The sequence below is a fragment of the Alkalibacterium psychrotolerans genome, assembly GCF_054784355.1.
This window is the reverse complement of record NZ_BAAGPH010000047.1, coordinates 26544-49889: the sequence shown is the minus strand read 5'-3', so window position 1 is coordinate 49889 and position 23346 is coordinate 26544. Positions and strand designations below refer to the sequence as shown.

Annotated in this window: 21 protein-coding genes and 1 pseudogene; 2 read left to right on the top strand and 20 right to left on the bottom strand. The window is 44.4% G+C overall.

The window, feature by feature from the left end:
• Positions 1–320: 320 nt before the first annotated feature.
• From ACYVLS_RS08755 to rsgA, 7 genes are all read right to left on the bottom strand, one after another.
• Positions 321–3212, bottom strand: coding sequence for an insulinase family protein (locus tag ACYVLS_RS08755; RefSeq protein ID WP_460323650.1), 2892 nt, complete (start codon positions 3210–3212; stop codon positions 321–323).
• 109 nt (positions 3213–3321) lie between these two features.
• The gene (locus ACYVLS_RS08750) at positions 3322–4383 is read right to left on the bottom strand and encodes a hypothetical protein (protein ID WP_460323648.1); all 1062 of its coding nucleotides are present in this window, start codon (positions 4381–4383) and stop codon (positions 3322–3324) included.
• A complete protein-coding gene (locus ACYVLS_RS08745) occupies positions 4373–5095 on the bottom strand; it encodes a SatD family protein (protein ID WP_460323646.1) in 723 nt (240 codons plus the stop codon). The genes ACYVLS_RS08750 and ACYVLS_RS08745 overlap by 11 nt, the downstream gene beginning before the upstream one ends.
• Before the next feature lie 232 nt (positions 5096–5327).
• On the bottom strand, positions 5328–6509 hold the full coding sequence (locus ACYVLS_RS08740) for a hypothetical protein (RefSeq protein ID WP_460323644.1): 1182 nt from the start codon (positions 6507–6509) through the stop codon (positions 5328–5330).
• A gap of 123 nt (positions 6510–6632) precedes the next feature.
• Complete coding sequence (locus ACYVLS_RS08735; protein WP_460323642.1) at positions 6633–7055, bottom strand: OsmC family protein; 423 nt, start codon at positions 7053–7055, stop codon at positions 6633–6635.
• A gap of 28 nt (positions 7056–7083) precedes the next feature.
• Entirely contained in the window at positions 7084–7569 is a 486-nt protein-coding gene (locus ACYVLS_RS08730; protein ID WP_460323640.1) for a hypothetical protein, read from the bottom strand.
• Positions 7570–8012: 443 nt separating this feature from the next.
• Positions 8013–8876: a ribosome small subunit-dependent GTPase A gene (rsgA, locus tag ACYVLS_RS08725; protein WP_460323638.1), complete on the bottom strand. Its 864-nt coding sequence runs from the start codon at positions 8874–8876 to the stop codon at positions 8013–8015.
• 190 nt (positions 8877–9066) lie between these two features.
• Between rsgA and ACYVLS_RS08720 the strand changes: the two genes are divergently transcribed.
• A complete protein-coding gene (locus ACYVLS_RS08720; protein WP_460323636.1) occupies positions 9067–10146 on the top strand; it encodes a M42 family metallopeptidase in 1080 nt (359 codons plus the stop codon).
• A gap of 356 nt (positions 10147–10502) precedes the next feature.
• Here the strand turns inward: ACYVLS_RS08720 and rplS are convergent, their stop codons facing one another.
• From rplS to rpsP, 5 genes are all read right to left on the bottom strand, one after another.
• Positions 10503–10859, bottom strand: a complete 357-nt coding sequence (rplS, locus tag ACYVLS_RS08715) for a 50S ribosomal protein L19 (protein WP_460323634.1) — start codon at positions 10857–10859, stop codon at positions 10503–10505.
• 132 nt (positions 10860–10991) lie between these two features.
• On the bottom strand, positions 10992–11747 hold the full coding sequence (gene trmD, locus ACYVLS_RS08710; RefSeq protein ID WP_460323632.1) for a tRNA (guanosine(37)-N1)-methyltransferase TrmD: 756 nt from the start codon (positions 11745–11747) through the stop codon (positions 10992–10994).
• Complete coding sequence (gene rimM, locus ACYVLS_RS08705; protein ID WP_460323630.1) at positions 11744–12259, bottom strand: ribosome maturation factor RimM; 516 nt, start codon at positions 12257–12259, stop codon at positions 11744–11746. The genes trmD and rimM overlap by 4 nt, the downstream gene beginning before the upstream one ends.
• Before the next feature lie 110 nt (positions 12260–12369).
• Positions 12370–12615, bottom strand: coding sequence for a KH domain-containing protein (locus ACYVLS_RS08700; RefSeq protein WP_460323628.1), 246 nt, complete (start codon positions 12613–12615; stop codon positions 12370–12372).
• A gap of 111 nt (positions 12616–12726) precedes the next feature.
• Entirely contained in the window at positions 12727–12999 is a 273-nt protein-coding gene (rpsP, locus tag ACYVLS_RS08695; protein ID WP_460323626.1) for a 30S ribosomal protein S16, read from the bottom strand.
• Positions 13000–13224: 225 nt separating this feature from the next.
• Between rpsP and ACYVLS_RS08690 the strand changes: the two genes are divergently transcribed.
• The gene (locus ACYVLS_RS08690; RefSeq protein WP_460323624.1) at positions 13225–13575 is read left to right on the top strand and encodes a hypothetical protein; all 351 of its coding nucleotides are present in this window, start codon (positions 13225–13227) and stop codon (positions 13573–13575) included.
• Positions 13576–13638: 63 nt separating this feature from the next.
• Here the strand turns inward: ACYVLS_RS08690 and ACYVLS_RS08685 are convergent, their stop codons facing one another.
• The 8 genes and pseudogenes from ACYVLS_RS08685 to rnc form a co-directional block, all read right to left on the bottom strand.
• Complete coding sequence (locus tag ACYVLS_RS08685; protein WP_460323622.1) at positions 13639–13950, bottom strand: hypothetical protein; 312 nt, start codon at positions 13948–13950, stop codon at positions 13639–13641.
• A gap of 499 nt (positions 13951–14449) precedes the next feature.
• Positions 14450–14698 carry a hypothetical protein gene (locus ACYVLS_RS08680; protein ID WP_460323620.1) on the bottom strand — a complete coding sequence of 83 codons (249 nt, stop codon included), beginning with the start codon at positions 14696–14698 and terminating at the stop codon, positions 14450–14452.
• A 398-nt stretch (positions 14699–15096) separates the two neighbouring features.
• Positions 15097–16557 (bottom strand): signal recognition particle protein, encoded by a 1461-nt coding sequence (ffh, locus tag ACYVLS_RS08675; protein ID WP_460323618.1) that lies wholly within the window; start codon positions 16555–16557, stop codon positions 15097–15099.
• Positions 16558–16564: 7 nt separating this feature from the next.
• Positions 16565–16912 carry a putative DNA-binding protein gene (locus tag ACYVLS_RS08670; protein WP_460323616.1) on the bottom strand — a complete coding sequence of 116 codons (348 nt, stop codon included), beginning with the start codon at positions 16910–16912 and terminating at the stop codon, positions 16565–16567.
• 39 nt (positions 16913–16951) lie between these two features.
• Positions 16952–18034 carry a signal recognition particle-docking protein FtsY gene (gene ftsY / locus ACYVLS_RS08665; protein WP_460323614.1) on the bottom strand — a complete coding sequence of 361 codons (1083 nt, stop codon included), beginning with the start codon at positions 18032–18034 and terminating at the stop codon, positions 16952–16954.
• A gap of 93 nt (positions 18035–18127) precedes the next feature.
• A pseudogene (locus tag ACYVLS_RS08660) lies at positions 18128–18939 on the bottom strand (Cof-type HAD-IIB family hydrolase).
• A gap of 16 nt (positions 18940–18955) precedes the next feature.
• The gene (smc, locus tag ACYVLS_RS08655; RefSeq protein ID WP_460323612.1) at positions 18956–22519 is read right to left on the bottom strand and encodes a chromosome segregation protein SMC; all 3564 of its coding nucleotides are present in this window, start codon (positions 22517–22519) and stop codon (positions 18956–18958) included.
• A 35-nt stretch (positions 22520–22554) separates the two neighbouring features.
• Complete coding sequence (gene rnc, locus ACYVLS_RS08650) at positions 22555–23256, bottom strand: ribonuclease III (RefSeq protein ID WP_460323610.1); 702 nt, start codon at positions 23254–23256, stop codon at positions 22555–22557.
• Between the last annotated feature and the right edge of the window lie 90 nt (positions 23257–23346).

The following is a 23346-nucleotide window of genomic DNA, read 5'->3' as shown; positions in this document are numbered from 1 at the left end:
CGCTTGTTTTTCGGTTACAGGTCAACGCTCGTTTGCCCCGTACTGGCTGACCGATTTTTTTTGAGATACGGGTCAAAGCCTCTTTCCCCCTGAACTCAACCGAATCAGCTGCTTCAGTAACGGGTCTAATCACCTTTGCCCCCGAACCCGACTCTATCCAGTTGTCAAGTATAGGGTCAACGAGTCGTTCCCCCCTTATTCACTTTGCTGTACGGCTTGAGTCACCGGGCAACACACTCAATTAGCCACCAACCAGCTTTTTTGTCCTTTAAAAAATGAAAAAAGATGCCCGCTACAGTAGCGGACATCTTCCTTATTGCTTAATACAGTTCGTAGACTACGTCGAACAAGTCTTTTTCCTTTTCTATCTGAGCTTTATTACCAATGACAGAAACGGTGCTGTCTTTGATCAACTCGGCGTAAGCTTCATGCAGTGCAGACAAGGCGTCTGACTCACTTTCCAGAATTTCAGTTTTCAGTTGAACCAAATCTTCTTTTGAAATGCCGCGCTGGTAGCGGGAGAATGCCGTCATGCCTCGGTTTTGGGCTGATTTCGGCTGCTCTAAAGGACTCAGTGTTCCGATAATATACTTCAAGAGTTCGGATTCGCTCAACTCAAGTTCTTTGACGAAGGCCGGTAAAGCCTTGTACGTATCCAGTGTCTTCGTTATATTCGGATCGCGGTAGGAAGCCAAGGCAACATTGCCGTTGCGTCTGTGCAGATACAGCGAGCCGTATGCGCCCCCTTTCACACGAATATTGTTCCACAGATAGTCAAACTTGAAGGCGGTCGACAGGACTTGCGTTTCGCCAGTGTAATCCAGTTTTCCACGGGCATTGGCGGCGAGGCCGACATAGTTCACGTCTTGCGCTGTGACAAAGGCTTCATTCTGTCTCTGCCCTGCTTCAAACTGGGCCGGATCACCTAAGTCTGTATCAGGCAGGTCAGAAAAGGCGTCTTTAAATACCGCTTTGACCTGCTCGCTTTGCTTTCGGTCACCAACATAAAGCACATTAAATCGGCGTTTAGACAACAGTCTGGTCAAAATATCGGCCAAGTCAGTACTTAGTGCTGATTCAGCGTCTCCTTTAATCTCATCACGAACGTCTTTTAAATAGTTGAACTGGTCAATGCCATTCAGTTTTTCGCCTAGTTTGGACAAAGGCTTCACTTGACTGAGCGCACGGTTGGCTGCAATCACATGAGCTCTGAAATTGATGCGATTTTCGAAATCACTGATATAGCTTTGAACCAGCTTATAGATTTCCGTTTGATCGGTAAATTGGGTTGTCGTCATGACTTCCTTCATTAATTCAGCCAGTTTTGGCAGAGACTGACTGAGCGCTTTTCCAAACAATGCAAAGTAAGGTTTCAAATGGCCTTCCTTGTCTTCAAAAATGGTTACCGTCCCGTTAATGCCTCCAGTGTGCGTGTCCAATTCAGTTTGCAGTGAGGTCGCATCATAGTTCTCTGTATCCAGCTCACCCAGCAAGTCGCTCAGTAAACTTAGTGTTTCATAGTCATCTGCTGAAAAGTCGCTGATGTCGATGTATAAGCTGACATAGTCAATACCTGATGTAAACTGTTCAGAATAATAAAAGGATGTGCCCTCAAAGAAGTCTGACACTTCAAGTGGATAGTCCGGTTCATCAGTTGTCATATCTTCCCGAGTCAACATAGGTATTTTTTTCAAATCTTCTGCCTTGTCTGGCGTTTCTTGACGGACAATTAATGCCTGTGTTTTATCAACAATCTCGGACAATTCGTCATCACTTAACTGCGCCTTGTATGCCTGCAGTTTTTCATGCGTCTGGGCTTCGAGTTTGTCATTTTTACCTGGTTCGGCTTTAAGTGCAATGTCAACACGCAGCGGGTTATTCAACAGTTTGCGCTCAATCAGGTCCTCAAAGTAGCCGTCTTCTGCTTTTTCAGCTAGTTCGTTCAGATAAGTCGAAAACTGTAGACGGTCATAAGGTGCCTGGTCATAGAGCCATGTACTCAAAGCATTAATGGCATAGATAACCCCTCTTGGGTTGTCTTCAGAAATGACCGCTTCTTTTGTCTGGAAAGTAATTTTGTTTAGTGCCGCATGAATCAAGTCTTTATTCAAACTGTTTTTAACGATGTCTTTCAAGGTCTCTTCGACCACTTCAGTAAAGCGGTCCATGTTTTTGGAATCCGCATACTTTGCCGTAATGACAAAGGCAGTCGGGTAACCGATATCCGCTACGTCACTTTCAATATCGCCGCCAATTTCCGCGTCCAGGAGTGCTTTTTGAAGGGGGGCCTGGTTATGCCCAAACAGAATTTCATCCAGAACTTTCATCCCGTAGCTATCGAGAGTATCTGACGGCTCAAGAACGTGCCAGCCTAAAGCCAGATAGTCTTTGCCTTCAGGGTTGTCGCCGTCTGTAATGGAATAGGTCGCTTCCAGACGCTTCTCTTTCGGCGTCGGAACATTTACTGTCAGGTCAATGGTTTCTTTTTTGCCCATGCCCTCGAAATACTCTTCCATCGCAGTAAACACATCTGAGATGTCCATGTCACCATAAACGACGGTTAAAGAGTTACTTGGGTGGTAGTATTTTGTATGGAAATCCAGAAATTCTTCTTGCGTCAGGCTTGGAATAGCCTTGGGAACTCCGCCGGAATTATACTGGTAAATGGTATCCGGATAGAGCTGACTAGACAAATGATCATACAACTGACTGTCCGGAGACGCTGTGGCCCCCTTCATTTCGTTGTAGACGACGCCTTTGTAAATCAGATCGTCATCCGCATTTTCCAGGTGGTAGTGCCAGCCTTCCTGTTCCAGAATCTGGGCATCATCATACAGTTTGGGACGGAACACCGCATCCAAGTAAACGCCAACTAAATGCATGTAGTCTTTCTTATTCGTTGAAGCTACTGGATAAATAGTCTTGTCAGAAAAGGTCATTGCATTTACAAATGTATTCAGAGAGCCTTTGATCAGTTCAACAAAAGGTTCTTTAGACGGGTATTTTTCCGACCCGTTAAGTACGGAGTGTTCGAGGATGTGAGCAATCCCGTTATCATTGTAAGGAGGCGTCTTGAAGCCAATCGTAAAGGCTTTATTGGTATCCTCATTTGCCAGATGCAGCAGTTGCGCACCAGTTTCTTCATGTGTGTATAGTGTGCCGACTGACTGGATATCTGGTAAGTCTTGTTTTTCAATAGATGTAAAGGTCATGTTCGGTCTCCTTTATTCATTATTTTCTCATTTAAGTACATTGTACAGTAATTTTTTAAAAATTGTTTATTTTAGCATGACTTGCTTTAAATACTGTAAATATTAGCGGTTATATTGTCAGCAGAAAGACAAGCAGAATATAACTTCCAAAGGTAATCAAGACACTCAACATGGTGCCGATGACAAAGTATTCTGAAAAATAGGGATCATCCGCAATCAGTTTGTAGCGGGCAAAAGCTTTTATCGACAAAATTGCCACAACGGACAAGAGGCTGCCGTTTAAAAAGGACAGAAAGATCAAAATGCGTTCCAGATTACCTATCATCGCACCCGCCCCTTTAAAGCCAGATTCGCTTGGCACGACTGAGGTGTCTTTGACGGTCGGCTTGGACGGACTGCCTTCTTCCTGACGACCACTGTCGAGTCTGTCCTCTTCGGCAAGGTGTTTCTTTGGATCATACTGGACACTCAGTGAGCGAATCAGCAGATTGGCCGGGCGCATCAGAATGAGAAAAACCATAACGAAGCGAATGAACAAGCCGTAACTTGACTGTACGTTTTGGAAAGAAAACATCTGTAAGCTGGAATTGCCTACGGATTCAATTAGCTGAATAATGAGCTGAGCGACAAAAATAACCAGAGCGCTTAAGACGATATAAGACGTGAGCGTCTGGAAAACGCGGCGCTTATCGACTTCTCCCCATATGATGGAGTCGCGGTTGGACAAGCTCAGGTAACCAAGGCTGATGATAATGAAAAACAGCTTGGTCAGCGGATGTGCCAGATAGAAAAAGAGCTGGTTCAATAGAACTATCCAAATGAACAGAAGCATCTGCTGCAGGGAAAAAGAGATGATGTCTTCATTTTTATTGTAAAAGCTCTGAAGCGCATGGGTCTGATTATGTTTGATTGAGCTGTCCAGAAACAACCCCAGAGCCGGCTTGACATAGCGGAGGAAGACAGCCTGTCCGGAGACCAGTCCGATGCTGATGGTCAACCAGGATAAGTAATGTACGCTGTCGATGACACCAAATAGAATGAGACTGGTAAAAAAGATGCCCCATGTATACGGTCTCTGGCTCGTCTGAGTCTCTGTCTGGTTGAGCTGTGTGGGCGTGCGCATAAAGTAAAAATAAGCGACGATGTGTGTCACAAGACTTTCAATGATCATGATGAGTTGTTCTCCATTCTTCAATTTGTTGGGCGAGTATCCCTCTGGAGTGCGTATACTGCTTAATATGCGTCGAAATGATACGCTTGCTGACGGTCTGTTCACTGAATGACTGGTTCAGGTAGTCAGTGAGCGCTTCTTTAATGACCTGGTTTGAGAAGTCACTATAGCCGACAGACTTCAAAATCGCATAGGCGGTTTCCTTTTGCGACTGGGTCCAGTCATTGCGGATGACATTTTGCAGACGAATCACACTATTAAAATAGGTGTCGTCAGACTGACCGGTAGCCAGTTTTTCATTTAACTGACCGTAGTCATTGTGCTGGTGGACCTCTTCGATTGCCTCACGGGCATACCAGTAAGCCGGTCCGTCGGTTCCGATGCTGACTTTCCGGTTCTTAATCGGTGTACTCAGTCGGCCAATCCCAATTCCCCAGCGCAGGGCGACACCCTCCCCTGTTTCTTTCTTTGTTTCCAGGTCGAGCGCCAATGTCACCAGATCGATAATCAGAAAAGCTGTTTCCACTGAATCCACTATTCCCTGGAATTCGTCTCCCAGTGTAATGGTCAGATTGGATGAAATAGTGTCTTTAAACTGCTTGTTGACCGATTCAAGAATAGAACTGAGCAGCTCTTGAACAGTTTTCCGGTCTTTAATCTGCTTGGAAGCCACTATATCCGCTATCAATGCAACCTTATTGTCTTCTTTCATAGGAATCCCCTTCTCTCATTTTTCTTATTATAAACCAAAAAAGGGCGATACGCAATATTCAACCTTTTTAAGTTGAATAGCGAGCTTTCAAACAAAATTGGGTTAGTGAGTCAATTTATGTAAGTTTAGAATAGTATATGGAAGGCTAACTTAGATACTTATGCAAACGTGGAAAAAAGAAAAGGAACACCCAAGCAATCTTGGTCAGGTGTTCCCGGTTCTTTTCGTCTGGCTACTGCTTGAATTTAACCCCATTATTCTTCAATTCTTTTACGGTAACGGGTCCAATACCATCCAGTTTTAGAACCTCTTTTTCTGTCACTTCACTGAAGTCTTCGTAGGTGCGAAGACCGGCTTTATAAAATACACGGGCACGATTAATGCTTAGTTTTCTAAGCGGGTTTGAAGGCTCGTCTCTCAAGGCATTATAAAAATCTACCAGCGCTTCATCGTCATGAGGATCTAAGACGCCGTAAAAAGGCTGATGTATTTGATTTGGCTGCATCTCTTCTGGAAGCAGTTTAAAGGTCTCTTTCTTCAGCCAGTCAAATAAATAGCTGTTCTCAATGACAAGATAGAGCATCTCTCTAAGTGCCATCAATAGACTTTGATAAGAAAATGGCTGATAACTGTCTGCAAAAACAATCTCATCATCATACAGTTCTTCTATTGGCCAGGTGTGATCAACGAAAAGAAAACCGACTTCCGGGTTCACATCGACTAGTTTCTCCAGAAGGCTTTTAGCCAAATCTTTACGGTCAGTTAATACCGCTAGAATAATGATTGGCAAGAGCATCTGGTCGTCCTCATCGGCAGACTCCACTTTCTGATAAAAGCGCCAGGCGTTTTTCCAGTCAAATTTGCGGACATAGAGCGTGATAATTTTGTAACGCGTTCCGAGTCCATCCGAATCATCCAGTCGGTACAGTTCAGTGAGTTGATCCAAGGCGTGATCAATCATGCCGGCTTCCATATATAAAAAGCCAAGCCTTGCTTTCAGTCGAAGATACGGCCGTTCTTCCACGTTTCGATAACCGACCTTATCGGTATGAGAGCTCCAGTGCTTGCGGGCTCTTTTTTCCAGATAAGCAAGGTGTTCAATTAAGTCGCTCAGGTTATCGACCACCTCCAGATGAATCTTAAAGGCATGCGCATCCCAGTTTTCAGGCCACAAGGCAATCGCCTCTTCAAGCAGTTTCTTCTGACGCTTCACGTGGCTGATAGACTGCGCTTGTTCCAGCTTATCCATCGATTTCATTTCGTTTGTTTCGTCAAAATCCTGTCCACTTCTGATTTTCTGGTTATATGTTTCCGTAAAGTGACTCACCGCTTCCATCGGTGAAGCAAACTCATCACCGTGATCATTTAAAAACTGCTGGACGAGACGGTGAAACTTTTCCATATCATTAGACATAATCGTATCCTTTCTGAAGTTAAGTTTGAAAATTCAAAGAGGTATTGATAATTACAGAATAGCTTATTTTAGCTGACATTAAAAGAGAAGACACTGCAGGTTTTTCGCTGTAGTGTCTTCAGATTAGTTCGCATAAGGAACTGTTTTTAATTCTATCGTGGGCGCATGTTGAGTCAGTTTTGCAACCGGACAGCGCTTGTCAGCAGACTGCACTATATTATCGGCCCGCTCCAGAGAGAGGCCTTCAATTGATGCATAAAGGTAGACTTGGAAATAATAACCAACGCCATTGTCTTCTCTTCTCAGCTGGACCTTGGCTGTAACCTTGCTGCGGTTATCGAGGCCCCGGGCTTTAAGAAGAGACTGAATAGTGGCGTTCAAGCAGGTCGTCAGTGCCAGGCCAAACAGTTCTTCCGGATTCGTTCCCGGTTCACTGCTTGTCGGACTTGAAACAGTTACCGATAGCTTGTCTTCCCCTTCGACATAAGCTGTACCGTCTACGCCGTCTGCATTATGCACTGTCGCTTCAAACAAATACGACTCCATGCTGTTCCCTCGTTTCTAAATGATGTGCTTAGTTTTTACGTTGTGTCAGGTCAAGGCCTTCAATTTTTTCAAGTTCAGGAATCAGCGCATTTAAAATACGTCCGCCGAACACGAAAACGTCCATCATTGGTTTAACGTCTTCACCGGTAATACCCAAGTGACGCATGATGATTTCACCGTCTCCTGAAATGACAAAACGGTAGTAACCTGAACGCATAGCGTTGATTTCGTTGATTTGAGTCACAATTTCAGGCAATTTGTTACGGTCAGTAACGTAGCCGATTTTGTTGTAAGTAATTTGATAGTTTACACGCTGTGCATCTGTATCATGAATGATCACACCACAGGCAACGGCTTTACTTTTGTTGATGCGTAGAGCAGTCTGGAAAACAATCTGCTGCTGCTTGACTTCTTCACCGTCTTTTTTACGAACCGGTGCTTCGATTTCTTTAGATTTGAATTGAATTTTCTTTTCTTCAGCTAAATGCTGGAAATTATCAGTAATCTTGCTCATGTTTAAAATCCTCCAATAAAGTCATTTGTCGTGCAGTTCTCTCACACAAATTTAATTATATCATAAAACGCTTTCTATTTATAGGGCGTCTCGGGGATATTTCTACAGTTATGGAGAATACATTGGCGGGAATAAAAAAAGAACACCGTAAAATGGGCGCTCTTTTTAGAATGATATGAACAATTGCATACGAACAGTGAATTTCTTTTGTTTGAGGCAAAAGGACGAACAGACAGAACCATCTAATCTTTGGACATCTTCTTGATTGTTTTTGAAATAGTTTTCCACTTATCTTTTTCCTCACGCATCAGTTTCTCATCTTGCTTGCGTTCAACGTAAGCCAGTTCTTTTTGCAGTTTAATGTAACTGTCGTACCTGTCCTGACTCAGTGTCCCTTCAACTAAAGCGGTCTTAACGGCACAGCCGGGTTCGGACTCGTGTCTTCAGTCATTGAATTTACACTGGGAAATGAGTTCTTTAACGTCAGCGAAACTCTCGGACAAGCCTGTACTCTCTTCTTTACTCCAGAGTTGAAATTCACGCATCCCTGGGGTATCAACGAGTATCCCACCCTCAGGAAGCAGAATAAGTTCACGGTGCGTGGTGGTGTGCTTCCCTTTGCCGTCATCTTCACGAATACTGCGGGTCTTCATTTTCTCTGTGTGTAGTAAAGAATTGACAAGGGTCGACTTGCCGACACCGGATGAGCCCAGCAAAGCAGCGGTGTAGTTTGGCTGAACCACCTTGCTGAGTGCTGCAACATTTTCACCTGTTTCATTGCTGAGAAAATAAACCGGCACCCCATAAGCGACATCATCAATCTTCAGTTCCATTTCTACCCGTCGCGACTCGTCTATCAGATCTGATTTGGTCAACACAATAATCGGCTGTGCACCGGAGTCCCTGCTGGCAATCAAGTACCTCTCCAGACGTCTGATATTGAAATCCTCATTGCAGCTCATGACTAAAAAGGCATAATCAATATTTGCCGCGATGACTTGGGCTTTAGTTTCCAACCCAGCAGCGTGACGCACAAATTCAGAATGCCGGTCCAGCACATGGCGAATGATGCCGCGCTCTTCTCCCGGGAGCTGCTCCACAGCCACCCAGTCCCCGACAGCAGGATAGTCGAACGTCGGCTGATGAGCATAGGAACCTGGCAAAGTACACAGCCACTCCCCTTTTTCTGTCATGACTTTTGAAAAATCCCGTGATTGGGTGATAATTCGCCCTTTAATCCAGTTCTCTTCTTTACTCGCGTTCCATTTCTCCTGTAGCTCTGTATTCCAACCCCACTTGTCCAACATTAACTGATACCCTCCAGTATTTGCTTGAATGCCTACTCTTCCAGATTACTTTAAATTAAATTAATTATAGTCAGTTCCTGTTTAATGTCAATTACTTTGTCAGAATGTGACAGGATGGGTAGGAATGTATATAGAAAGTGAACAGGAGGTATTGTATCATGAGAACAAGATGTTTAGGGGGAATGTATGTATGACGGATGTAAAGTTAATTGAAGATCTGAGCAATGCCTACGGTGCACCAGGGTTTGAGGACGATGTCATCGAGGTGGTTCTTAAGCACAAAGGCAATTTGAAAGCGACACGGGATAATCTGAAAAATCTGTACCTGTATCCTGAGAATTTTGATGAAAGCAAGCCGACAGTGATGCTCGATGCTCACTTGGATGAAGTGGCTTTTATAGTGAGCTATATCGACAGCAATGGCTTACTGGGGATTGAAATGCTTGGCCGCTGGGAATGGTACAATGTCTCGGCTCATTTATTTAAGGTAAGAAACAAAGAGGGTGAGTACATTAAAGGGATTATCGGATCCAAACCACCCCATTTTCTAACACCTGAAGAACGGGAAAACGGCTTGACGATGGCGGATTTGAAAGTCGATATCGGCGCCACCTCACGGGAAGAAGTGACGGACTCATTCGGCATCGAAGTGGGTGCACCCATCGTTCCAGCAGTGGACTTTGACTACAACGAGAAAAACGGCACTATGCTTGGAAAAGCATTTGATAACCGTCTCGGTTGTGCAGCGGTCATTGATACGCTAAAGGCACTTGAAAAGGAAGACTTGCCAATTAACGTCGTCGGTGCACTGGCTTCCCAGGAAGAAGTGGGACTGCGCGGAGCTACCGTTACGGCCAGCCGGGTGAATCCGGATTTTGCGATTGTCTTTGAAGGCACCCCTTCTGATGACTACGCGAAACCGGTTGAACAGTCTCAGGCACGTATGGGTCACGGCCCTCAAGTGCGCCACAAAGACAGCAGCTACATCGCCAATGAAGACTGGATCAAGCTGGTCAAAAAAGTCAGTGCAGACAAGTCTATTCCAATTCAACACGCTGTACGAAAAGGCGGCGGAACAAATGCGGGTCGAATTCACTTGAATAACCGAGGTGTCCCCGTACTTGTGTTAGGTGTTCCTAGCCGGTATGCTCACACCCACCACCTCTTTGCTTCTTTTAAAGATTACGAAAAGACCGTACAGCTGGCAGTCGAGTCCATCAAAGCTATAGATGAGACCTTTTTAAATCAGTTTGAAGTGACTTATGACTAATGAAGTAGTTAAAACACATCCGCTGGGTGTGTTTTTTCTTTTGAAAGGTTCTGATTGGATTAAACGCGGATGCTTATCCGCGTTCCATATGAAAAAGTTTCGCGAACAATGATTAAACGACTTATAATCATTGTTCAGTAAGATATTTTAGGATGAAGTATGATTAAATTGATTTAATCATTGTTCATTTTTTAGTTGCGCTCGGAAGAATGATTATCTCGCAAATAATCATCGTTCGTCGACTTAAACCATTTGGAAGAACGATTATCTCGAAAATAATCGTTCCCGATTTTTTTAGGGCAAAAAAAAAGCCACCAGCCTCTTGACGAGACCGATGACTTTCTAAAACGTTATGATTAGTTAGTTTTACGGATGCGCTCAGGAATACGAGCAGCTTTACCGCGCAGGTTACGTAGGTAGTACAATTTAGCACGACGTACACGACCTTGACGAGTAACTTCAAGCTTAGCAACACGTGGTGAATGTACAGGGAATGTACGCTCAACACCAACACCGCCAGAAATTTTACGAACGGTATACATTTCGCTGATTCCTGTTCCACGACGCTTGATTACGACACCTTCAAACAACTGAATACGTTCACGTTCACCCTCAACGATACGTGCGTGTACACGAACGGTATCTCCAGGACGAAAATCTGGTAAGTCAGAACGTAGCTGTTCTTTTGTGATTTCCTCAATCAATGGATTCATTTTATCTTCTCCTCTCGCACAAAGTTCTTAGGATCTAGTCCCAGCGGAACATTGCTAATACGAGCAGTTGCCCACTCAGTTATTTACTTTACCACACTCTATAATAGGTGTAAAGGTTTTTTGCTTGATTTCTTATGAATCGCCCTCGGACGCTTCGGCTTCTTTTGCCCAGTCATCCAGCCACTGCTGCTCTTCCTTTGTAAACTCACGGCCTTCAAGCATATCCGGGCGTCTCTCAAATGTACGTTTTAAGGATTCTTTGTGACGCCACTGTTCAATCAGACCGTGATTGCCGTTCATTAAAACTTCCGGCACCTTCATTCCTTTGTACTCTGCGGGGCGTGTATAATGCGGGTGTTCCAGCAGTCCGCTTGAATGTGAATCCGTCTGTGCAGAAGCCGCATTCCCTAAGACGTCAGGCAATAGACGGACGGTCGCATCAATCATGACCATGGCTGCCAGTTCGCCGCCGGTCAAAACATAATCCCCTAGAGAGACTTCATCTGTCACAAGGCTACGGATCCGCTCATCATAGCCTTCATAGTGCCCGCATAAAAAGACCAGATGCTCATCTTCAGAAAACTCTTCTGCCATCGCCTGGTTAAAGAGCTTACCGGCCGGATCCATTAGGATGACCCGTTTTTTCGTTGCCGGTTCGCGTTCGTTAATGGAATCCATTGCTTCAAACAAGGGCTCAGGCTTTAAAAGCATCCCAGCTCCCCCACCATAGGGCGTATCATCAACCACCTGGTGTTTGCCTTTACCAAACTGTCTGAAATTGACCCGGTTGACTTCCACAAGGCCTTTGTCAATGGCCCGACTGACAATGGAATGACCGAGTGGCCCATCGAACATTTCGGGAAACAGTGTGACTACATCTATTTTCATTCGTCCAGCCCTTCCATTACATGAACAGTAACGACTCGGTTTTCGATGTCGACGTCGAGAATAACTGATTCGATATAAGGCAGCAGCAAATCTTTCTTACCTTGTCGCTGAACAACCCAGACATCGTTGGCGCCAGGAGACAAAATGTCCTTAATTTTACCAATTTCTTCCTTGGTGTCCGTGTCTATGACCGAACAGCCAACTAGTTCGTGTACATAAAATTCATCTTCTGGCAGTTCCAGCAGCTCTTCTTCACTGATTTTCAATGTGCCGCCGACAAATTTTTCGACCTGACCGATATTATAGTAATCCTCAAAGGTCAACAAGTCGAATGTCTTGTGCTTGCGGTGGGAACGGACAGTCAGCTGTTCACGTTCGCCGTTTTTTCCGAACCACGTTAGCGGAGCACCCTCGAAGTAACGCGCCTCCGGATTGGTCGTCACGGAAATAACCCGCACTTCCCCTTTTAAACCGTGTGTATTCACTACTTTTCCGACATCAAAATACTCCATCTACCCTGTTCCTTTCTGTTTTAAAGCTGAAAAAAAGGATGCACTCTATGAGCCACCCATTTTTTCAACCTTATTTCTGACAGTCATATGTACGCACGAGGCGCAATGACTTAATCAACAATGGTAAGGCGTACGCGTTTTGGCCCATCGAACTGAATGCTATAAACAATCGCTCGAATGGCTTTCGCAATACGGCCTCGTTTGCCGATCACACGACCGACATCATCAGAATTGACCGATAACAGATACTCGTGAAAGTCATCTGTTTCTTTCAAATCCAATTTGACGTCTTCCGGGTGACTGACTAATGGTTCGACAATGGTTTTTATCAAGTCGCGCATATCTTTATCAGACATAATACCATCCTTTTTAAAATACCTCATTATATAGAATGAAGAAAAGAGTGGCATACTTTATCAGTAACAAACCAGTCTTTTCTTCTCTAACGATTCATTTAATTCGAACGCTTATTTGCTGTTTTTTGACTCGTGGAATTTTTTCATGATTCCTTCTTTAGAAAGTAAGTTTCTCACGGTATCAGATGGTTTAGCGCCATCGTTCAACCATTTCATAACTAACTCTTCATTTAGTTTAACTTCAGCTGGGTTTGATACTGGGTTGTAAGTTCCCACCTGTTCAATAATGCGGCCATCACGTGGAGCACGAGAATCTGCAACAACTAAACGGTAAAAAGGATTTCTTTTAGAACCCATACGTTTCATACGAATTTTTACTGCCATTATACTTGCACCTCCTGTTAATAATCTGTTGGATAAAGAATACTTTGTGTGTAAAAAAGACTCTTTAATCTGAGTTTTGCTCTTAATCAAACTCACGATATGTATCATACCACGGAAAAAAGAGAATGTAAAGTGTTTTTTCTTTACAGGGTGAAAATTTCTTAAGACGGCTATAACACATGCTTGTGTTATACTGTGTCTACCAAAGAAAAGGCTGTGATCACAATGGATTATGAAGATAGAGATTACATTATGCGGCAAATGAAAGTAATGGCTAAGGGAATTGGTGTGCTTTTAGAAATTTCTTCCTTGAAAGAATTACTGAAACTGGAGTTCTCTGCAGATGATAACCTGACGGATCCGGAAATTGAGTTTGTCATCTACAGTGCCCGCGTCGAAGAACTACTGGACAGAGGCTTCTTGACGATGGATGAACTAGCTCAAGTGATGGATGTGCCCCGCGAGCGCGTTGAAAACTTACTTTACAATGATGAAATGGCGACAAAACTGGAACTCGAACAGATGATGCGTTTGGTTGATGAGAAAATGCATTGGCTGGACTCAAACAATCGATAGATGAATAAGGAAGCCCCTGACATTTGACGTGTCAGGGGTTATCATTATGTAGAGAATTTGGTGCTAATCATAAAAAAGAGGAATGAGCGGTGGAACGCCCCCTGCTTCCGGCAGAAAATAGATAGCAAAAGTGAATAACATCAGGCTCAGTCCTAAAAAAGAGACTAAATACATAGGGTATAGTTCCTTATTTTTAACCAGCGACAGTACTGACGCGACAAAAGAACCCGCTGCAATAGTAAAGGCGGTAATGAATCCCAGCCACGCATTAAACTGCGAAAGCATATTCAATCCATTTGTGATGAAGAACAGGATATAGCCTACCAGGAGACCTAAGGCTAACCTAACGTAAAATTTTTCGTCTGTGTTTATCAAATGATCAGCTCCTTTGGGATGTATCACGAGTTGGATTCAGAATGGGATTCAAGAATATCTTGGACAGTTTTCCTTATTTTTAACGAAAAAATCACTTTCACTTAGTACTCAAATTATTATGGTAGTTGAGTAATGGGTCAATCACCAATTGCCCTGGTACTCAGCCGGTTTAAGACTTCCAGTTTCCGGTGAAAGGACGTTTGCCCAGATACTGAGTAAATTGTAACCTTTCAGTTGCCGGTCAAAGATAGTTTGCCCCCATACTCGTCACTTAAACTTGTTTGAGCTACAGGTCAAACGAGTTTTCATCCTGAACCCAGATATCTTGACAGTTTCAGTAGCCGGTCAAACTGATCTTGCTACTAAACTCAGTACCATTTAACGAACGAGTAACCTGGCAAAGCGCTAAAAAAGACTAACAATACTGTTTTTCTTCCAGAAAAGGTGATTACTTTCTAAACTTTAGTGGAAACCCTATAAAAGTGACTGTACTATTTAATTACTTGCTTTGCTTTTTGTAGCGCCAATTATAAATCTGCTGCTTCACTGCAAAATACAGCATGCGGGCAATAAAATAGACGAAGCCAAAGATGAGCGCAAAGAAACTGATGGCGTACATTATGTTGCCTAGCACGGTATCGAAGACATTATGTAACAGATAGGTAAGTAAGGCATAAGGAATACCCCACTGGATAATGGCTTTTTTATAGGTAATTGATCCTCCTATTCTTTTTTCTATAGTATTCATAGTAACAAAACAAGGCCATACTCGCCATAGCGAGTATGCTCATCATAGTTCGAGTAGCTTTTAAACTCAGTCAGATATTCTTAGTCAGTCTGGTAGTAAAAAGATTTACCTCCCAACTCACATAGGAATATACTCAGAGTATATAAGTAAATCTATTTACGTGCATACTCATCTCAAATTTCGTCTTCAACTTGCAAGCATTCTGTTTTACGTTCAGACTCATAAAAATAATTAAGCTGAGATTGAAAGCTGACAATTAAATATATTTTAAGAAAGACCATACTCGCTACAGCGAGTATGCACATCATTGCAAAAGCTCTTTAAAGCAAGCAGAAAACAGGCTGAGCGACTTTCCACACAAATTGTGAGAAGCTGCTCAGCCTGTTTAATTATTTTATCTATTTTTTCTTTTTCTTGCGAACGACTTTTTTCTTTTTCTTCTTTTTGTTACCGCCGCCCAAGCCTTTGGACATGCCGTTCATGGCCATTTTACCGAGCTTGCCTTTAGGGCCGCCGCCCATGAGTTTATCCATGCCTGGAATGCTGCCCATCTTGCCTTTGGACATTTTACTCATCATTTCTTTGGACTGCTTGAACTGCTTGATCATGCGGTTAACTTCCGCGATGTCACGAGCAGATCCTTTTGCAATTCGGCGTCTGCGTTTTTGAGAAAGAATATCCGGATTTTCACGTTCTTCCGGAGTCATGGATAAAACGATGGCCTTCATGTGAGCAATGTCTTTCGGATCCATCTGGAAATCAGCCATGCCCGGTACATTATTCATACCCGGAATCATTTTCAGAATGTCTTCCATTGGTCCCATATTGGTCATCTGGTCCATTTGTTCGATGAAATCGTTGAAATCATAGCGGTTTTCACGCATTTTTTCAGCCATTTCTTCGGCACGTTCTTCATCGACTTCCTGCTGGGCCCGTTCAATTAAGGTTAAAATGTCACCCATGCCAAGAATTCGGTTAGCCATACGGTCTGGATAGAATGGCTCTAGAGCATCGAGTTTTTCACCTGTACCGGTGAATTTAATTGGTTTATTGGTAATTGCACGGATGGACAGCGCCGCACCACCACGGGTGTCGCCATCCAGTTTTGTCAGGATGACACTGGTAATGGTCAGACGGTCATTAAAGGAATCCGCTACGTTCACGGCGTCCTGACCCGTCATGGCATCAACGACGAGGAAAATCTCGTGTGGATTGACTGCTGCTTTAACGTCATCCAGTTCGTTCATCAGGTTTTCGTCAATGTGCAGACGACCAGCCGTATCGATAATAACAACGTCGCGGTTGTTGTCTTTTGCTTCCTGAATTCCTTTTTCAGCAATTTCAACAGGACTGACCTGGTCGCCCATGCTGAAAACAGGAATGTCCAAGTCGCGTCCTAGTGTTTCCAACTGGTCAATCGCAGCGGGACGGTAAATATCCGCCGCTACCATCATTGGTTTCTTGTTTTCGTGTTTACGTAGATAGTTTGCCAGTTTTCCGGCAGTGGTTGTTTTACCGGCCCCTTGGAGACCGGTCATCATGTAGACGGTTGGTCCCTGGCCAGGTTCAGCGAAGATAATCTTCTCCTGCTCGCCACCCATTAATTCGGTCAGCTCGTCGTTAACGATTTTAACGACTTGCTGGCCACCGTTCAGGCTACCTAAAACTTCTTCACCTAAGGATTTTTCTCTGACTGTTTTTACAAAGTCTCGTACAATTTTATAGTTAACGTCGGCTTCCAGTAAGGCCAGCCTTACCTCGCGCATGACGTCTTTTACATCTGCCTCAGTTACTTTCCCTTTTTTTCGCAAGCCGGAGAAAGCATCCTGCAGTCGTCCTGTTAACCCCTCAAAGGCCATATATGTGTCATTCCTCTCTGATTGAATCCAAACTGATTTCTTTTATTAATTCTAATAAGTGTGTGTCGTTTGCGTATGTTTTTTCAGCGTAAGCTTTCAGTTTCTCAGCTGCAGTCTGTTTCTTGTCAAACTCTTCTACCAAGTTTAATTTATTTTCATAGTCCTGTAAAATAACTTCCGACCGTTTAATGTTATCATAAACAGCCTGGCGACTGACTGAAAAATCGTCGGCTATTTCACCTAGTGAATAGTCATCACCATAATACAAGCGCATATACTCCTGCTGTTTCGGAGTCAAAAGCGGACTGTAAAAGGAAAATAAGCGATTCATGCGTAAGGTTTTTTCGAGTTCCATTCTCAGCAGCCCCTTTCTGTATTCGATATAATGTTAATTTTAGGCGGTCTGTTCAATTAATTCCTTGAACAAGCCATATGCAAATTTCTCTGTATCAAATGGGTGCAAGTCATTCATGGTTTCGCCTAGGCCGACAAACTTAACCGGTATACCCAGTTCCTTGCCGATAGCCAGGACAATACCACCCTTAGCTGTTCCGTCCATTTTCGTCAGAACAATACCCGTTACATCGGTTGTTTCCTTGAAAATTTTTGCCTGACTCAATGCGTTTTGTCCGGTAGTTGCGTCCAGCACCAAGAGTGTTTCATGCGGTGCATCGGGAATCTCACGTGAAATCACGCGCTTCATTTTCTCCAGTTCGTTCATCAGATTCTTCTTGTTCTGTAAACGACCGGCCGTATCAATTAATAGAAGGTCAGCCCCCGTTTCTCTGGCTGTTTTAATACCATCAAAAACAACGGCTGCAGGATCGCCGCCCTGTTTGGTTGAAATCACTTCAGCACCCACACGGTCGCCCCAAATATTTAATTGTTCAATGGCACCGGCACGGAAGGTATCGCCAGCCGCCATGACCACTTTTTTACCTTTATCAATATACTGGTGAGCCATTTTAGCAATGGTGGTTGTTTTACCCACACCGTTGACGCCCACAAAAAGAACGACAGTCAGGCCATCAGGATTTTCGTTAAATACCTGGTGGTCTGGATTGGTTTCCCCGTACATATCGACCATCGTCTGCACAATCACACGTTCAGCGTCTTTCATGCTTCTGATGTTTTCCACTTTTGCTTCATAACGCAGGGTATCGGCAATCTGCATGGTCGCTTCAAAGCCGACATCGGATTCAATCAGCAAATCTTCCAGTTCTTCGAAGAACTCTTCATCTTCGTAACGGAAGTTGGCTAGCAGTTCATTCAGACGACGAGTAAAGGATACCCGTGACTTCTTGAGCCCTTTTTCGTATTCATCGGTTTCTTTTTTGGAATTATCCGGTTCAAGCGTCGTTTCTTTGGCAGCAGAGTCCTCGACGACCTCTTTGACCTCTTCTTCCACCTCGGTTTTCGGCTGTTCTTTTGTTTCCGCCCCTGTAAAAGCGGATTTAATCTTATCAAATAATCCCATGTGGATTCACTCACTCTCGCTTTTTTATCGATCAGAAACAGCCAAGCAGCTACACCAGTTCTAAACCAGCAGCTTAGACTTGAGCAGTTACTGCTAGTTTAACACATATTGCTCAATAGCATAAGCTACACCGTGTTCATCGTTGGATTTGGTAATGACTTGGGCCGCTTCTTTTACTGTGTCGGTTGCATTTGCCATAGCGACACCCGTTCCGGCTGTCTGAACCATCGCCAGGTCATTTTCCTGATCGCCAATGGCCATCATCTCGTCCAGTCCGATATCCAAAAGCTCACCCAATTGAATCAGGCCTTTGCCTTTATCAACAGACTTCGGCAAAATTTCCAGTAAATTATCGCGTGACTTCATAATTGTGTAGCGTTCATGTAGAGAGATGGAATTTTTTTAATTTTTTCATCGAGTTCGTCCTCATGCCAGCACATCACGATTTTATTGATTGGAAATGGGTCCGGCAAGTCGACCATATCAACGGGTTCATACGGCAGAGCTTTCATGTGTTTGGAGTACTGCGACGGCTTGCCTTTTGGATAAGGCGGTTCGTAAACCGTGTCCAAATCGATGAAGTTAACCGGTAAATCCAAATCCTGACTCAGTTTAAAGACATCTATAGCGTCTTCTCTACCATGGGTAATCTGACTCAAGGTTTCGCCAGTCTGTGTCCATTGTACTAACCCCCCATTATACGTCAGGCCAATATCGCCTTCTTCGGTGAGCTGGCACTCCTCTAAAATATGCAGCATGCCTTTCAAAGGCCGTCCGGTAACCAGTACTACTTTAACTCCTTGTTCTTTGGCTTTTAAAATGGCTGTTTTATTTTGTTCTGACACTTCTCGCTGACTGTTCAGCAGTGTGCCGTCCAAATCGATGGCAACGAGTTTAATTGACATAGCTTCTTCATCCCCTTTAGGTCTGTTCGATTGTTTCTTCCACGTCCTGCAGATGAACCGATACCAGGTTGGAAACCCCTTTTTCTCTCATCGTGACGCCGTAAAGAGAATCGGCTTCTTCCATCGTACCTTTGCGGTGTGTAATGACAATAAACTGCGTATCGTCGGCAAAATTATGCAAATAGCGACCGAAACGGGCGACGTTTGTTTCATCCAGTGCCGCTTCCGCTTCATCCAGAATACAAAATGGAATAGGACGCACTTCGATAATCGCAAATAAGAGAGACAAGGCTGTCAGTGCCCGTTCGCCTCCAGATAGGAGACTTAAGGTCTGCAATTTTTTCCCTGGAGGCTGAGCAGCGATTTCTACCCCTGATTCCAGAAGATTATCCGGGTCGGTCAGGCGAAGTTCCGCTTTTCCGCCGCCAAACATGCGTGGGAAAACGATGGCAAACTGTTCTTTCACTTGGCTGAAGGTTTCAAAGAAGCGTTTTTTCACTTCACTGTCCATCTGTTCCATCGTGTCATATAAACTTTCTTTTGCTTCCAGCAAGTCTTTCTGCTGTTCGGCTAGAAACTCATGGCGTTCATTGACGCGCTCATATTCTTCAATGGCGTTCAAGTTGACAGGGCCGAGTTCTTCAATGCCCCGCTTCAAGAGTTTAACGCGTTTCTGCGTTGCTTCCCGGTCCAGTTCATCTGGCTGGTTCAGCTTGGCTTCTTCATAGCTGATGGCGTATTCTTCTGACAGATACTCCAGCAGATGATCAATGGAAACATCTAACCGGGAGCTGGCGATTTCCAGCTGATTCTTTTCTTCTGTCAAATTGCTGCGTCTGTCCTGCAAGGAGGCAATGGTTTCTTCCAACTCAGATACGGCCTGATCCAGTTCAGCCTGCTCAGCTTTCAACGAACGTTCGCTGTCTTTCAGTTTATTATTGGCTTCCGTCAGTTCACGTAAGCGTTCGGTCAAGTCTTCTTTTGACTCGAGTTCTTCGCCCTGTTTTAGTTCAGCCAGTGCTGTTTCGGTATGTCTAATGCTCTCTCTGACCTGACTGACTTGTGAGGAAATACTTTCTTTTTTCGAACGAGTAGATGCTAGAATTTCCCGTGCTTCATTCCAGTCATTTAAAATGCTTTCGCGTTCTTTTTCCAGTTCTTCCTGTTTGGCTTGTCGGTCTTCTTTTTCACTGGACAGCTGGTCCATCTCATCTTTCAAACGGGTAAGTAGACTGTCAGCTTCTTTGCGTTTCGTCTGAACGTCAGCAAGCTGCTGGGTCAAGGACTCTTCCTCGCCTGTTGCTTCGTCCATTTCAAACTGCAGCCCTTTTTTCTCACGTGCAAGTCGCTTAAAGGTATCGGAAAGCTGAGAGACTTCATTTTCCAGCTGTTTTTCAGCCAGACGTTTGTCTTCACCTTCAGAACGCAGGGTCTCCAGTTTTTCAGTCAATTCTTCGCGGTCTCTTTCTTCCTGAGCCCGTTCGTCTTTTCTAATCGTTAAGGTTTTTTCGAGTTCATCAATTTCAATGCGCAGGGCTTTCTCTTCTTTTTTCTGTGAGAAAAGGTGGGCATTTGACGAACGCTTGCCGCCTCCACCAGTCATGGAGCCACCGGCGTTCATGACGTCGCCTTCTAAGCTGACAACGCGTACGCTGTAGTTAACTGACTTGGCTATGGCATTGGCAGACGCTAAATCACGTGCCACAATGGTTGCCCCAAGCAAATTAGCCATAACTTGAGCCACTTTCTGATCGTACTGAATCAAGTCGCTGGCAATCCCAATATAACCGTCAATGTGTCTGGCCTGCTCAATTAGTCGCTGAGCTACCGAACGGCCTTTAATAGTTGTCAGCGGTAGGAAGGTAGCACGTCCGGCTTTGCGCTGCTTTAAATACTGAATCGCATCGCGCCCGGCTTTTTCATCTTCCACCACCACAAACTGACTAGCTGCACCTAAAACGACATCTATCGCTTCGGTATAGTCAACCGGTACATCCATCAAGTCCGCAACGGTCCCGACAATGCCCTTCAGCTTGTTTTTCGCTGTCATGACGGCTTTGACACCGGCAAAATAACCGGCATAGTTTTCCTGCATTTCAACAAGACTCTGACGCTTCGCCTGCGCCCGGTTCAGCTGTTGTTCCAGCTGGTTCAAGCGGTCCGTTTTCTGTCTATAGGTCGATTCAATCTGCTGAAGAGACTCACGCGTGGCTTTGAAATCCGTCAGCAGCGTGTCGATTTCTTTTTTGAGGTTTTCTAGAGCCGCTTCTTTGTCTTTTAAGGTGACTTCTGTTTCAGAAAGCTTTTCCGTGACCGACTGAACTAGACGAGTGTGTTTTTCTGATGATAAAGTGGTCTGGCTCAACTGTTTGGTTAAGTAGGTTTCTTCATTTTTCAGAGACGTTTTCTGCTGCATCGCCTCAATGTATTCCGAACGCAAGGCTTCGATGGCTTCTTCTTTGTTGCCCATCAAGCGAGCCAGCTGGTCTTCTTTTTGTTTGTAAGCTGTCTTCAGTTCCGTTACCGCAGCCTGCTGTGCATCAACGTCTGCCTGGAGCTGCTGTTCTTCTTTTAGCAGCGCATCCAGCTGGGTCTGTTCTCTAGCGAGGCTGTTTTCTTTTTCACTGAGAAACGCATCCTGGTGCTTTTCTTTTTCTTCAACAAGGCGCAGGCGGGATTCGGTTCGTTCAATCTGCTTAACGGATTCAATCGACTGTTCGTGAATCGTCTCGCGCTTGCTTTCCACCTCATGAAGCGCCTGTTTCTTTTCTTTAAGTGTCTGACTTTCTTTCTGCAAGGCTTCCTGTAGCTCATCGGCTTTTTGTGAAAAAATCTGTGCGCGTTCTTTATTGGCTTTCTGGTCACTCACGTATTCATCTATTTTAAACACAGACAAAGCAATATCCAGATCCGTCAGTTCTTCTTTTTGTTTGACAAAGCTTTGCGCGATGTCTTTCTGTTCTTTCAAGGGTTCAACCTGAGCTTTCAGTTCGTACAGAATATCCTGCACACGGTCCAGATTGTCCTGTGTTTCAAACAACTTCCGTTCTGCTTTAACTTTTTGCGTCTTGTATTTAAACACACCGGCCGCTTCTTCAAAAATCGCCCGTCTGTCTTCGGCCTTGCTGTTGAAAATCGCTTCAACCTGTCCCTGGGAAATAATGGAAAAAGATTCTTTCCCAAGTCCTGAGTCCATGAACAAATCGACGATATCTTTCAGCCGGCAGCTTTCCTTGTTAATGCGGTAGTCGCTGTCGCCGTTACGGTTAATCTTGCGGGACACACTGACTTCTTCAAAGTCCACAGGTAAAAAGCCATCCTGATTGTCTAACACCAGGGTGACTTCTGCAATATTCACTGCTTTCCGTGAATCCGTTCCTGAGAAAATGACATCGTGCATGCGGCCCCCACGAAGGGTCTTGGCCGACTGCTCACCCATCACCCAGCGAATGGCTTCAATGATGTTTGACTTGCCGCTGCCGTTCGGACCGACCACTGCGGTAATGCCGTCAGTAAAGTCCAGAACTGTCTTGTCCGCAAAAGACTTGAAGCCTTTTATTTCTAATCGTTTTAACTGCATGTTCAAACTCTCCTTCATAGTATTCCGGATGAATACTACGATTCATTCGCTTCTTCGAGCATTTCCAGTGCCGCTTTGGCTGCTGCCTGTTCGGCGGCTTTTTTGGAACGCCCATTTCCTTTTCCGAAAGAATCCCCTTCAACATACACTTCGACGATGAATTCCTTCTGGTGATCCGGTCCAGTATGACCAATCACCTTGTATTCGATTGTCACAACCCCGTTTCGCTGCAACAGTTCCTGCAGAGCAGTTTTGTGATCCATCCCATGAGAGAAAGCACCGGAATCAATTTTCGGGAACAGCACGCTCTTTAAAATCTCTTTAACCACGTCCATACCCTGGTCAACAAACACCGCGCCGATAAAGGCTTCAAACACATCACATAAAAGTGACGGGCGTGTACGACCGTTCATTTGTTCTTCTCCCTTGCCTAAACGGACATAATGGTGCAGCTGGTATTCCTTGGTCAGCTTCGCCAGGCTTTCCGCTCTAACAATTGACGCACGCATGCGGGTCAGCTGTCCTTCCGGATGATTGGGGTATTTATGGTATAAGTATTCCGATACCGTTACTTCAAGAACGGCATCGCCGAGAAATTCAAGTCGCTCCAGATTTCTGATTTGCTTATCACGATGATCATTCGCATAGGATGAATGGGTAAACGCCTCGATGAGCACTTCCTCATCATCAAAGGTTACACCAAACTTGTCTTTGACATGTAAAAATAACTTCTTCATATTGTCTTCACCTCACTTAACATATACCCTTCCAGTATACTTGATTTGACGGTGAAAATAAAGAAAGCGCGTGAGATTAGTGACTGAATG